This is a genomic window from Pseudomonas graminis, from assembly GCF_013201545.1.
Lineage (GTDB): Bacteria > Pseudomonadota > Gammaproteobacteria > Pseudomonadales > Pseudomonadaceae > Aquipseudomonas.
The window spans coordinates 5,304,544-5,317,823 of record NZ_CP053746.1; the positions used below are offsets into that span (position 1 = coordinate 5,304,544).

The 13,280-nt window shown below is 59.9% G+C and carries 10 protein-coding genes and 1 other RNA gene; 2 read left to right on the forward strand and 9 right to left on the reverse strand.

Annotated elements, in window-relative coordinates:
- Positions 1-7 precede the first annotated feature (7 nt).
- The 3 genes from FX982_RS23540 to coaA form a co-directional block, all read right to left on the reverse strand.
- The gene (locus FX982_RS23540) at positions 8-1,204 is read right to left on the reverse strand and encodes an MFS transporter (protein WP_172612808.1); all 1,197 of its coding nucleotides are present in this window, start codon (positions 1,202-1,204) and stop codon (positions 8-10) included.
- A gap of 99 nt (positions 1,205-1,303) precedes the next feature.
- The gene (locus tag FX982_RS23545; protein ID WP_172612809.1) at positions 1,304-1,672 is read right to left on the reverse strand and encodes a Rap1a/Tai family immunity protein; all 369 of its coding nucleotides are present in this window, start codon (positions 1,670-1,672) and stop codon (positions 1,304-1,306) included.
- Positions 1,672-2,598 carry a type I pantothenate kinase gene (gene coaA, locus FX982_RS23550; protein ID WP_074889248.1) on the reverse strand — a complete coding sequence of 309 codons (927 nt, stop codon included), beginning with the start codon at positions 2,596-2,598 and terminating at the stop codon, positions 1,672-1,674. The genes FX982_RS23545 and coaA overlap by 1 nt, the downstream gene beginning before the upstream one ends.
- A gap of 313 nt (positions 2,599-2,911) precedes the next feature.
- On the opposite strand from coaA, the gene FX982_RS23555 reads away from it, so the two are divergent.
- On the forward strand, positions 2,912-3,127 hold the full coding sequence (locus FX982_RS23555) for a hypothetical protein (protein WP_172612810.1): 216 nt from the start codon (positions 2,912-2,914) through the stop codon (positions 3,125-3,127).
- Positions 3,128-3,478: 351 nt separating this feature from the next.
- Here the strand turns inward: FX982_RS23555 and FX982_RS23560 are convergent, their stop codons facing one another.
- On the reverse strand, positions 3,479-4,561 hold the full coding sequence (locus FX982_RS23560) for a type I restriction endonuclease (protein ID WP_172612811.1): 1,083 nt from the start codon (positions 4,559-4,561) through the stop codon (positions 3,479-3,481).
- A gap of 397 nt (positions 4,562-4,958) precedes the next feature.
- Positions 4,959-5,055: signal recognition particle sRNA small type (gene ffs, locus FX982_RS23565), an RNA gene on the reverse strand.
- A 234-nt stretch (positions 5,056-5,289) separates the two neighbouring features.
- Between ffs and FX982_RS23570 the strand changes: the two genes are divergently transcribed.
- A complete protein-coding gene (locus FX982_RS23570; RefSeq protein WP_172612812.1) occupies positions 5,290-5,784 on the forward strand; it encodes a GNAT family N-acetyltransferase in 495 nt (164 codons plus the stop codon).
- A gap of 3 nt (positions 5,785-5,787) precedes the next feature.
- On the opposite strand, the gene FX982_RS23575 is transcribed toward FX982_RS23570, so the two are convergent.
- From FX982_RS23575 to zipA, 4 genes are all read right to left on the reverse strand, one after another.
- Positions 5,788-7,593, reverse strand: a complete 1,806-nt coding sequence (locus FX982_RS23575) for a putative bifunctional diguanylate cyclase/phosphodiesterase (RefSeq protein WP_172612813.1) — start codon at positions 7,591-7,593, stop codon at positions 5,788-5,790.
- Between the two features lie 172 nt (positions 7,594-7,765).
- Entirely contained in the window at positions 7,766-8,932 is a 1,167-nt protein-coding gene (locus tag FX982_RS23580; RefSeq protein WP_172612814.1) for a zinc-binding metallopeptidase family protein, read from the reverse strand.
- A gap of 987 nt (positions 8,933-9,919) precedes the next feature.
- Positions 9,920-12,268 carry an NAD-dependent DNA ligase LigA gene (gene ligA / locus FX982_RS23585; protein ID WP_172612815.1) on the reverse strand — a complete coding sequence of 783 codons (2,349 nt, stop codon included), beginning with the start codon at positions 12,266-12,268 and terminating at the stop codon, positions 9,920-9,922.
- Between the two features lie 74 nt (positions 12,269-12,342).
- Complete coding sequence (gene zipA, locus FX982_RS23590; RefSeq protein WP_122537306.1) at positions 12,343-13,194, reverse strand: cell division protein ZipA; 852 nt, start codon at positions 13,192-13,194, stop codon at positions 12,343-12,345.
- Positions 13,195-13,280 lie beyond the last annotated feature (86 nt).

Genomic DNA, 13,280 nt, shown 5'->3' on the forward strand with positions numbered 1-13,280 from the left:
TGTGTAATCAAGCCGCCTGCCGACCGCCGGGCTCGTTCGGCAAGCAAACCGTCAACACCGCCAGCACCACCGCGACCCCCGCAATCACCCCATACACCGCAACGAACGAACCGCTGACGCTCGCCAATAGCCCGGCGCAGTAATTGCCGAGCATGCCGCCGACGCCTTGCATGATGTTGGCGATGCCGAAGATGGTCACGGCCAGCGCCGCGCGGGACGCCATCTTCGACACGTACGCGGGGATCAGTCCGAAGATCGGGTAGAAGGCCACGGCGAACACGACGCCCGCCACGAGCGGCCAGTAGCCGGTCGGCGCGACGACCAGAATCAACGCCGCCGTCGCCACGCAGACGTACACCAGCAACATCGCCGCCCGCAGGCCGATGCGGTCCGACAACGCGCCGAGCGCCAGGCCGCTGAACATGCCGACGAAGCCGATGCTGGCCCAGATCTGCGCGGTGTACTCGACGCCGAAATGCAGCTCTGTGCGCAAGTAGGACGACAGGTAGTTCTGAAACGGAAAGGTCGAGAAGCCGATCAGAAAATTCATCGACCAGACTGCGTACACCCAGCCCTGCAGCGCCTCACGCAGAACGCCTCCACGTGGCGCGCCATCACTGGCACTTTCGTCGTTGCGCATAAAGAGCAGCGCACGTTTGAAGACCAGAAACACGCCGACGGCCAGCACGACCGTGATCAGCCCAACGATCCACCACACCGTGCGCCACTCGCCCTGGGGCGCATAAAACGGCACCAGCAGGCTGTTAATGAACACGCCGTAACTGGTGCCGCTCGACACCAGCCCCATGGCCATACCGCGGTATTTGTAGGGCACGGCGCTCGCGATCACGTCGACCATCGGCACGAACACCGTTGCTGCCGTGCCGGCCAGAATCGTCAGCAGCAGGCCAATCAAAAACACATTCTGCGCCAAGGGCATAAGCAGCAAGGCCAGCGCACACACGGCGCCCGATCCGAAAATCACCCAACCGCCGCCAACGTGAGGCGTCAGCCATGCCGCCAGCAACGCACTGGCGAGAAACCCGGCCTGCCCCGCTGCGGTGATGGTGCCCACGTAGGCGATATCGAAGCCCAGGCTGGCGCGCATGTCCGGCACCAGTTGGGCAAAGAGGTAGATCCCGAAACCGTATGTGGCGGCCACGAGACCGGTAAGCAGTAACACAATCAGTGCGTTGATCCGCATCGTCGGCATCCTTGCTGAAGGCCGTCGCAGACGCGGCGGCACAGGTCGACCCGGAGCATCTCGTCTGGATCAAGCAAAGGCTAGCGCAAAACGTGAGGGTTACTGGCAGGGAAACGCGTTTTTCAACGCCGCGACAACCAGCACGGACTCATTCAGATGCAGACTCTCGGGATGCGCCTGCAAGGACTGCACAATGATGCGCATCGACTGAATCATCGGAATACCGCCTTCGGGCACGCACACCAGTCGGGGCAATCCGCCCGCTTCGTGGAACAGGTCCAGGGTGTCCATCGTCGCTTGCAGGACCCCGACGCAATGGCCGACACCCACGCCGTTCTGCGCCACGGCGCCGCTCATGCTGTTGATCCCGTCCTGGCATTCAAGCAGCAACTTGTTGCCGTCCGCCAGAGCGCCAGTGCTGACGCACAACGCGAATAACGCCGACGCGGCCGCGATGGACTTCCTCATCAGCGTAGCCACAGTTCCTTCACCGAATGATCCGACGCCTTACGCACCACAAGGCTGGCGCGCTCGCGGGTCGGCAGGATGTTTTCCAGCAGATTGGGACGGTTGATGTCGTGCCAGATCTTGCGCGCCGCGTCCGGGGATTTCTCCGGCGGCAGGTCGGCCAGCTCGCGGAAGTACGCGCCTCGCGCGCGAAACGCGGTGCGTTGTAGCATCAGAAAACGCTCAACGTACCAGCGCTCGATGTCGCCTTCTTCGGCGTCCAGATAGATCGAGAAATCGAAGAAATCCGAGACGATGCTGCCCGGCTTCTGCCCGTCATTGCCCTCGGTCTGCAACACATTCAGCCCTTCGAAAATCAGGATGTCGGGCTGGCTGACCTTGAAGAACTGGTCCGGGACGATGTCGTAGCTGATGTGGGAATAGACCGGAGCGGTGATTTCCGGCGTGCCGGCCTTGAGGTCGGAGAGAAACTTGACCATGCGCTTGCGATCGTAGCTTTCCGGAAAACCCTTGCGGTGCATGATGCCGTCGGCGACGAGCCGGGCATTGGGGTGCAGAAAGCCGTCGGTGGTGATCAGATCGACCCGGGGATGATCCGGCCAGCGCGCCATCAGCGCCTGCAGCACCCGGGCGAAGGTACTTTTGCCCACCGCGACGCTGCCCGCCACCGCGACCACATAGGTCTGACGTTTGGCAGGGCGTCCGAGAAAGGTGTCCTTGATGCTGTCGAGGTTGCGTGCAGCACTGACATGCAGATTGATCAGGCGCGACAACGGCAGGTAGATGTTGGCGACATCCTCCAGCGAGATGTCCTCGTTCACGCCTCGCAATGCGGCGAGGTCTTCTTCGGACAACGTCAATGGCGTACTGGCGCGCAGCCCCGCCCACTCCGCGCTGCTCATTACCAGATAGTCATCAGGGGCCATCAATCGCGTTCCAGTCAGGTGTCCGTATCGACAATGGTGCGAAGACTATCGTATTGATCCAAATGGAGGGCAGATTTATTTGGGTCTGTCGGGGCGATTGGCTTTGCGCCAAGTGTCGAGGGCCAGACGATACGGTGCCGAGTTCGGCTTGCAGAATCTGGCTGAAACGCCTGAAACCGCTTCTGAGAAACTGAATGGCGGCCCTGCCGCAGAACCTGACATCAGGGCCCGCAGACCTCTTTAATTCGTCCAGAAAAACCTACCTCAGGCTAGGCTGTACGGTGAGATTTCCAATTGATGAGGGGAACACCGTATGCAATTGCTATCAGCTGAAATCAAGCATCTGCTCGCCCTGCAGGCAGGACAATCTGTGGTCAAGGGTGAGGATGTACACACACTTCGCCACTTGGTCACCAAGGGATACGCAGTGAGTAAGAATGCTTCTGATGAAAACGGGGACGAGTTCATCGAAGTGCGCCTGTCGCCATCAGGCCGGGAGGTTGTGAGCGACCTATATACAGACGAATGACAGTCCAGCGGCCTGAGCGCGAGGTGAGAGCATGATTGCAGGACAGCTTGTAATGAGACTTCTGGGATTCCAGCCCCGCGTTTGCTTCCGGCCAGAGTGGGACCATTCTAGCGGCAGTCGTCAGGAACTTTACGGCCTTAACTCTGTGGTTCAGCGTGGGTTGGCAACGGGCTGGTCGGATTAAACTGACCAGATTGGGCGCATGTCAATTCTTGGGTGGGGCGCGGCATGATGCCAAACGCGGACTATGTGAGTCACCATTGCGATAGCACTAGCTCGTCCGCCCGCCCCCTACGCTGGAAACGCACCTAAGCATTTGCCAGCGCAGGCATCTCGTACCGACTGACTGAATTAGCTGTAGTGTGAAATCACACCCTTCAGGTGATCGGAGAAGCTATATATATCGTCGACCGAATCAATTGCATGCCGGGTTTCGTTTTTCTCGCGATCAAAAATACCTATGTACTTTTGACTCCGATTGAAATGTAGCCGGCATATGGGTTTCCTATTGTTGTCGTCGAGCAGGATGCCGAAATAGCTCTGCGTATCCCGGTGCACAATGCGCTTGGCGTCAACGACCGATCTCACGATAGCTTTAACTACATGGAAACCTTCCAGTTCTTCGAGCGTGGTTTGAACCCGATCGTCCTCTGTCTCTTCCACCGTTTCACTCGCTGGATTGCTATCAACAGGGGCCATCGCGAATGTCGGCTGGATCGGACCACTGATGGCGGACTTAAGCCGGTCATTGACTTGATCGCCCAAGAACTGCGCAGCAGCCTTTCGCGTCAACACTGCGAATTGCTCACGAACTTTCTGGGTGATGATTCCTTCGTAAACACGGGCCGCGAAAAACTTAACAAATTCATCGTCAGGTTTGGTGAATTGAGCGGCAATCTCCCTCTTAATCTGGCCTACGTACTTCAGCTCCCCAGCCGCGCTGATGATGGAGTCCACGTCAAAAGCGGATTTTGTGAGCTTCTCCAGCTCGGGCAGGGCGTGTTCGTCGAGATCGAGCAGATCCAGCTCCAGAAACGGCTTGTCGTCCATTTTATTGGGCGCGTCGAGGTCGGTATAAAACCGGTAGACCCGGCCGTTGGTGAGTATGGAAATTCGCGCACTGGTGACGTGGAAGTAGCGAAACAATTGACCGGCATGATTGATATGAAGGGGTTCGCCGATTTTTTTGCACTCGATCAGGATTTGCACCTCGCCATTTTTCATAATGGCGTAATCGATTTTCTCCCCTTTTTTGGTTCCAACATCGCAGATGTATTCTGGGACTACTTCCAGCGGATCAAATACATCATATCCAAGCACAGAATTGATGAACGGCATCACAAATGCTGTCTTGGTTGCTTCCTCAGTCTGGATGGCAGCAGATTGCTGCTGGATTTTGGCCGATAACGCGTTGACTCTCGCTAGAAATTCCATAGCTCGCTCCTTGCTCGGGAAAATCAGAGTAGTACCAAGACCCCATACCGGCAATTCAAAATCAAAACGAAATTTTCAGAATCAGAGACGTCTTTCACGAACGCCACCACAGTCCTACAAAGCGCGATCAAGCGCTGGCTAAAACTCAGCGCAAAACAAGCTCAAAGGCTTACAAGCCGTGATCATTGCAATTCCTTCAGATGGAACCCCGCGCAAAGACTGGATCACCATGAAACAGGTCTGTTGCAGTGGATTGGAAGGAAGATTCCGGAAAAATGAAAACGGTGGGCCGGGGGAACGCAAATGACGCAGACAGTCGCATCATGCGCGGTGCAGTGGGAATTACTAAAAGCAGAAGAAACGGCGGAATCTAGAGAGGAGAGCGTTATGGAGGCAACCCCACCAGCCACACCCCGGCACACAATGTTCCCGCTGTGGCTGCTGCCTTCCGGCTCTGACCAGGTTCACGGGTAATCGTTGCGGGGGGACCGATGGGGTCACCATAACGACGCTCGCCAGTGGCGAGCCGCGCCATTGTACCGGTCTCGCGCGAAGTTACAACCTCTTGTTTCAGATTAAGATTTTGAGCGTATCCAAGCCCTCGCGGTGTGCACGACGCAGCCAACAAACCGCGGGATGCGGCACAATGGGGCCTGAATTTTCACCGCCGGCAAGCCAGTGGCTTCCCCCTGCCCGACCCCACCAGGCGCAAGACACAGGAACCACCGATGCATTTCGCGCTCACCCCATACGACTCCCTCTCCCCCACGCAACAGCGCCAGGTGCTGGAGATCGAGCTGCTGCCCGAGCAGATCCGCCACGTCGGCGACATCCATGGCGGTTTGCACACGCTGACCGCCCGTCCCGTCGCCGACCGGCAAGGCTTCGTGCTGCTGATCGACGACACCCCCCGGGGCTTCTTCGTACTCAAGCGCAGGTCGCTGCTGCCGGACTGGGCACGTGACCGCCCGCGCATCACCACCACATTGCACGCGCTGATGATTGATAAACGGTTTCAGGGTCTGGGACTGGGCAAGCAGTGCCTGCGCGCGCTGCCCGGATTGACGCAGGCGTTATGGCCAGACACCGAGCAATTGATGCTGGCGGTGGAGGCCGGCAATCACCCGGCGCGCCAGCTGTACCTGACGCTGGGTTGGCAGGAATTGCCCGAAAGCGATCCGAATCACGCCAGCGTTGAGCGGTTGATGCTTCTCAGGCTGTAACGCTCAATGGGCCAGTGAGCGCAACTGCCGGACCTTGCCGCTGCGCTCGACGTTCATCCAGTGTTCGAGGGCGCTGACGGTCATGGGCCGTGCGACCAGGAAGCCTTGCACTTCGTGGCAACCCAGTTCGCAGAGAATTTCGTAGACGCCTTCGGTTTCCGCGCCTTCCGCGACCACGCGATAGCCAAGGCGCCTGGCCAGATCGACGATGGCTTCCACCAAGCCACGATCCTTGTCATTGCTGTCGATGTTTTCCACCAGTGACTTGTCGAGCTTGACCGTGGTGGCCGGCAGTTGCCGCAGGTAGGTCCAGTTGCTGTAACCGGTGCCGAAGTCATCGATGGCGATGTCGATGTTCAACCCGCGCAGGCGCTCCAGCTGCAGGCGGGTCACTTCAGGGTTGTCGCACAGCGCGCTTTCGGTGAACTCAAGTTCGAAGCCGCTCGGATCAAGACCGCTGACCGACAGCTGCTCAAACAGCGCATCGCTGAACGATGAATTCGCAAGGTCGATGGCCGACACGTTCATTGCGACCTTGAAAGCGTAACCCTGCGCCTGCCAGATCACCGCCTGGGCGACGGCCTTTCTCAACACCCAGAGGCTGAGCGAGCGAATCAGCGCGGTCTTTTCCGCCAGGGGAATGAATTCCATCGGGCTGATCGGACCCAGCATGGGATGTTGCCAACGCAGCAGCGCTTCGACGGTCACAATGCGGCCGGTCGCCACTTCCAGCCTCGGCTGATACACCAGCGACAGTTGATCCGGGCTGCGCACCGCCTCGGCCAGCGCGGCCAATAGTAGAAAGGCTCGTTGCTGAGCGAAGTCCAGATGGGGCTCGTACCAACGCCAGCCCGTCGATTTGCCCCGGGCTTCGTCCGCCGCGCTGACCACCAGCCGAATCCAGTCGCGCTCATCGCAGCGGTCCAAACCTAATGGCAGCACACCGATGCCGACGTCCATCTGAATGGGAATATTGCGGCAGATCAGCGGCTGACGAAAATGCTCGAGCAACTGCCGAAACACCCTCTCGGCCTGCTCGGGGCGGGCATGACGGGTGATCAGCGCGATGCGCGTGGGGCTGACTTTGTACAGCGCGGTGTCGGCAGGCAACTGGCTGCGGCAGTTATCGATCATGCAGCGCACCAGCTCTTGGGCAAAGCTGTAGCCCAGCGCCTTGACGATGCTGTCGAGGAACGCCGGTGCGACCATGTCCAGCGCGACCAGCGCGTGTTTGCGGCGATCGTGCAACGCCTCCAGATCCTCCTCAAGACGCAGGCGATTGAACAAACCCGTGGGCTGATCGACGAAGCTGGCACTGCGCAGGTTATTAAGGCGCTTCATCACCAACTCGCCGTACATTTCCAGCATGGCCTGGTCGCGCGGATCAAGTTGCGGCCGGGGCGTGGTGTCAATGATGCACAGCGTGCCGAGGGCAAGACCATCGGCGGTCACCAAGGGCACGCCGGCATAAAAGCGGATGTGGGGCTCCCCGGTCACTAGCGGGTTATCGCTGAAGCGCGCGTCAAGCATCGCGTCAGGAACCTGAAACGCCTCATGGCTGAGGATGGTGTAGGCACAAAAAGCGATATCGCGAGGCGTCTCGCGCTCATCAAGGCCTGCCCGTGCCCGAAACCACTGGCGGTGCTCACTGACGATGGAAACGAGGGCAATGGGCACCTCGAAATAATGGGTCACCATCGAGACAATGTGATCGAGCACATCGTCGGCCGTCGCATCGATGAGCCCCATGTGGGTAATGCGCGAAAGCCGGGAACGCTCGTTTTTGGGCAATGGAGCACGGGTGGCCATAACTGAAATCCCTTTTAGACCGCTTCGCAAACCGCTTCGCCAGTAGTATCAAAACGATATGTATAGGGAAAATACCACCGCTTTTTGTGCGATGCAGGCGTCGCGGACAAGCGGCGATTCCCTTTCACCGCTTCGTACCAGGGGACGATTTGCAGTCACCCACATGGGTGATTTATTGCACGTGCAGGACTTCATCCGCCTTGCCGCCCGCACCCTGTATGACCAAATGGATGAAATGCAGTTTGGTGATGACGGCCGGCGGCAGCACGAACGGATAGAAATCCGCCTGGCCCATGGCGCGGGACAACTCGTTGAGCATGCCGGCCAGCTCGATCCACGCATTGACGAACGATAGAAACGCCGGCCCGCCCGGATGCTGAGGGTCGTACAAGGTTTCCAGCGGGAACGGCTGGTAGTCGAGGTCCATGTCCCGGGCGCTCATGCCCAGGCTCAGGGCGGTGTCGACGGCGTCCATCATGTGCAGGTAATGCGCCCAGGTTTCCGCCCAGTCTTCCCACGGGTGCATGGTCGCGTAAGCGCTGACGAAATTCTGCTGCCAGTCGGCGGGTGCGCCGTTCTGGTAGTGGTGATCAAGGGCGTCGGCGTAGCTGGCGCGGTCATCGCCGAACAGGTGGCGGAATCCGTCTTGCCAGTAAGTGTCGGCGATCAGACGATCCCAGTAGTAATGCCCTACCTCATGACGGAAATGCCCAAGCAACGTGCGGTAGGGTTCGTGCATCTGCACGCGAACCTTCTCGCGAATCGCATCGTCGGCTTCTTCGACGTTGAGGGTGACCAGGCCACTGGCGTGCCCAGTGGTGGGCAGGTTGCCTTCCAGGTCGACGCCCAAAAATTCGAAGGCCAGCCCACGCTCTTCATCCACGCTTTTCGGGATGACTTGAAGCCCGAGGGTGATCAATTGCGCAACCAGCCGGCGCTTGGCGGTCTCGATCTTGCCCCAGCGCTCGGGGTTTTCCGGCACGGACAGGTCGGGGATGGTCTTGTTGAGGCTACAGGCGATGCAGAAATCTCCGGCATTCGGCGCCGGAAACACCCAGTTGCAGGCGGCTGCTGTGTCGAGGTTGGCGCAACGACGGTAGAGCCCGGCCTGGGGCTCGTCGGTGAGACGCCAGGTCTGCGCCTCGGGGCCCGGTTCCAGCGCGGCAATCTTGCTCTGCTCCGGGAGATACCCCAGCGCAGACGAACAGGCCAGGCACTGACTGTTGCGGAAAAACACCGACTGCCCGCAATGGCATTGCCAGACTTTGCTGTTGCGCTTGCTCTCACCGGCGAACGGCGCCGCGATCCGTGTGCTGAGTTGTTCGAAGAACTGGAACATGGCGATATCCTGATGGGGCTGCAAGCACTAGATTCCTCAGGGTGACCGGGGTTCCGTGGGATTCTCCTACTCTTTAAGCGCGCCGCCGTCGTTACTCCTTCACTAGGGTCCAGATCCGTGGACCCGCCTAACGGCGGGCATTTCGCCTTCGGCGAGTTACTTGGAAAAGCACCCCAAGTAACCAAGGGTGCTTGCTCTTGGTTTGGCCCTTCCTTCGTCAGGGTTCCCTCACTCCGGCCTTGCTCCGTGGGCCCGCGCCGAACGGACATCCATGTCCTGACGGCGCTCTCGCCGCATCCATGCGGCTCGACCCACTCCGCAAGACCTGCGTTCAGCCTGCACCAAAGTCGCGTTTGGCGGTGTCTGGACTTGCTTCGTAGGAAAGATCAAAAGCAAAGCAAGGCAGATCAAGAGCAGATCGAGGGCAGATCAGTCGCTACGGACTTGTGGGAGTGAGCTTGCTCACGAAGGGGCCGGTACATCCATCGGATATCTGGCGTGTTGGATAAAGCATTCGCGAGCAAGCTCGCTCCCACAGGGAGGGGGGTGCTATCAGCAAAAATGTCGGTGCCTGAGCTGGCCTCTTCCCGGCTAAAGCCGGTCCTACAAGGACACCATATGTCGTCAGTGGGACCAGCTCCGACTGTAGGACCGGCTTTAGCCGGGAAGCTTTTGATCTTGATCTTCTTACGCGATAGCTCAGACGACACCTATCGCGACTTGGGTGCAGGCTGAACGCAGGTCTCGCGCAGTGGGCCGAGCCGCATGGATGCAGCGAGAGCGCCGTCAGGACAGGGATGTCCGTTCGGCGCGGGCCCACGGAGCCAGGCCGGAGTGAAGGAACCCTGACGACGGAAGGGCCTAACCAGGAGCAGGGCCTTTTTGGTTACTTTTTCGGCTCTTGGAAAAAGTGACCCGCCGTAAGGGCGGAACCACAATTCCAGCACACACAGATAATGGATATGGCCCCAATCCCAAGCGCATTCCTCAGCCCACTTCGACGCCTTGTTGCTTCAGGAACGCCACAAACGCCTCTTCGTCGAGCACCTTCAGCCCCAGCTCATTGGCCTTGGTCAACTTCGAGCCCGCCCCCGGCCCAGCCACCACCGTGCGGGTCTTCGCCGACACCGAACCGGACACCTTCGCACCCAGCCCCTCCAGCTTCTCCTTCGCCACATCCCGGCTCATCAGCTCAAGCGACCCGGTCAGGACCCACGTCTGCCCGGCCAGCGGCAACCCCTCTACCACCTTCTTCTCGCTCTGCCAGTGCATGCCGAAATCCCTCAGCTGCTGCTCGATCGCCAAGGCCCGCTGCGCGTGCTCCGGGACATCGAAAAACGCCCGCACCGCCTGCGCCTGCTTCTCCGGCAGGGTCTGCCGCATATCCAGCCAGTCCGCCTTGACGACCGCCTCAAGGATGCCGAACTTGTCCGCCAGCTTCTGCGCCGCACCCGGCCCCACCGACGGAATATTCAACTTATCCAGCAGGCCGCCCAAGGTCGCGCTCGCCGCGAACTCCGCGCCCAGATCGCCCGTGTCCTGCAGCTGCAGCTGGCATTCGCCGAGCAAGGCGCCGATCACGTTCTGGTTGTGCTCGTCCTCGAAGAAACTGTGAATCTCATGGGCCACTTCCAGACCCACGTCCGGCAGATACGTCAGCACCTCCGGCAGCGCCACAATCACCCGGTCCAGCGAACCCAACGAGCGCGCCAACACCTTCGCCGTTTCCTCGCCCACGTCCGGAATACCCAGCGCATAGATGAACCGCGCCAGCGTCGGCTGCTTGCTGTCGTCGATGGCCTTGAGCAGCTTCTTGCTGGAGATGTCGGCAAAACCCTCCAGATCGATGATCTGCTCGTACGTCAGCTTGTACAGATCGGCCGGCGAGCCGATGAGCTTCTCGTCCACCAGTTGCTCGATGGTTTTGTCGCCTAAGCCTTCGATGTCCATCGCCCGCCGCGAGACGTAATGGATGATCGCCTGTTTCAGCTGCGCGCCGCAGGCCAGCCGGCCGACGCAGCGATACACCGCGCCTTCGCTGATGGTTTCCTTGCCCTTGCTGCGCTTGATCAGCTGCGTGCGCTCGACCAGGGAGCCGCACACCGGGCAGGTCTGCGGGATCTCGACGGCGCGGGCGTCTGTCGGGCGGCGCTCTTGCACGACCTGCACCACCTGGGGAATCACGTCGCCCGCGCGGCGGATGATCACGGTGTCGCCGATCATCAAGCCCAGACGCGCCACTTCGTCCATGTTATGCAGCGTTGCGTTGGCGACGGTGACACCGGCGACTTTTACCGGTTTCAAACGTGCCACCGGGGTGACGGCGCCGGTGCGGCCGACCTGGAATTCCACGTCGAGCAGCTCGGTGAGTTCTTCCATGGCCGGGAATTTGTGGGCGATCGCCCAGCGCGGCTCGCGGGCGCGGAAACCCAGCTCACGCTGGGCGGCGATGCTGTTCACCTTGAACACCACGCCGTCGATTTCGTACGGCAACGACAGACGTTTCTCGCCGATGTCGTGGTAGTACTTCAGGCAGTCTTCGATGCCGTGGGCGATCTTCATCTCGCGGCTGATCGGCATGCCCCACTCTTTCAACTGCTGCAGGTTGCCGGTGTGGGTGTCGGCGATGTCATGGGACACCTGACCGATGCCATAGCAGCAGAATTCCAGCGGGCGGTTGGCGGTGATTTTCGAATCCAGCTGGCGCAGGCTGCCGGCCGCCGCGTTGCGCGGGTTGGCGAAGGTCTTGCCACCCACTTCAAGCTGGCTGGCGTTCAGACGCTCGAAGCCGGCCTTGGACATGAACACTTCGCCGCGCACTTCGAGGGTGTCCGGCCAGCCTTTGCCGTGCAGCTTCAGCGGGATGTTGCGCACGGTGCGCACGTTGACGCTGATGTCTTCGCCGGTGGTGCCGTCGCCGCGGGTGGCGCCGCGAACCAGGGCGCCGTTCTGGTAAAGCAGGCTGACCGCCAGGCCGTCGAGTTTCGGCTCGCAGCTGTATTCCACTTTCTTCGAAGCAGCCGGCAGGTCCAGGCCTTCGTTGACCCGACGATCAAACTCGAGCATGTCGGTTTCTTCGAAGGCGTTGCCAAGGCTGAGCATGGGGATTTCGTGGCGCACCTGGGTGAACGCCGACAGCGCCGCACTGCCCACCCGCTGGGTCGGCGAGTCCGGGGTTACCAGATGCGGGTTCTCTACCTCCAGCGCCTTCAGCTCGTGGAACAGCCGGTCGTACTCGACGTCCGGGATGCTTGGCTCGTCGAGGACGTGATAGCGGTAGTTGTGCTGATCCAGCTCAGCGCGCAGTTCAAGGATGCGGGTTTCGGCGGCTTTCATAAATGTGGTCTCGAAATGCAAAAGAGCAGCCGAAGCTGCTCAATTGGTGATGCTTGACTCTGTGGGAGCGCCAATCAGCGACGCTGGGTCAGGGCGCGACGTTCGAACTCGACGATGCGCTGACGGTAATGCTCGATGGTCTGCGCGGTCATCACGCTGCGCTGGTCATCCTTCAACTCACCGTTCAACTCATGGGCCAGCTTGCGAGCCGCTGCGACCATGACATCAAAAGCCTGCTTCGGATGACGCGGCCCTGGCAGACCCAGGAAGAAGCTCACGGCGCGGGTGCTGAAGTGGTCGATATCGTCCAGATCGAACACGCCCGGCTTGACTGCGTTGGCCATCGAGAACAGCACTTCGCCGTTGCCGGCCATGCTTTCGTGACGGTGGAAAATGTCCATTTCGCCGAAGCGCAGACCGCTTTCCAGAATGTTCTGCAACAGCGCCGGTCCCTTGAAGCCGCTTTCGTCGCGGGAGATCACGCTGATCACCAGCACTTCCTCAACCGGTGGCAGGTCCTTGTCTTCGGTGATGCGCTGGTTCGGCTTGTCGTCCGGGAAATCATCGTCCCGAGCGCTGAACAGGTCCGGGCCATTGGCGCCGAGGTTCAGATCACCCTGGTGCGGCTCGTCCTTGCGCTTGCCGCGTCGCGGTTCACGTTCGGCGCGCTCGCGGGGCGCTGCACTCATCGTTGGCAGGTCATGCTCGTCGAGTTTCGGTTCTTTATGGGTGTCGAGAACGCGCGCAGGGCCCAACACTTCAGCGGACGTCGGTTCGTCGTCGTCCGGCAGGTTGGACAAGTTACGGTCCAGCCTGAATTTCAATTTGCCCTTGCCACCACGCATCCGGCGCCAGCCGTCAAACAGAATACCGGCGATGACAATAATGCCGATGACGATCAGCCACTCTCGCAGACCGATTTCCATGTAGTCCCGTGCCTCTAATGAAATTCTGAAAATTAAGGGCGCAAACCCCTTTAAAACGTGGAGCCAACTCTATGTTCTGAATGGCC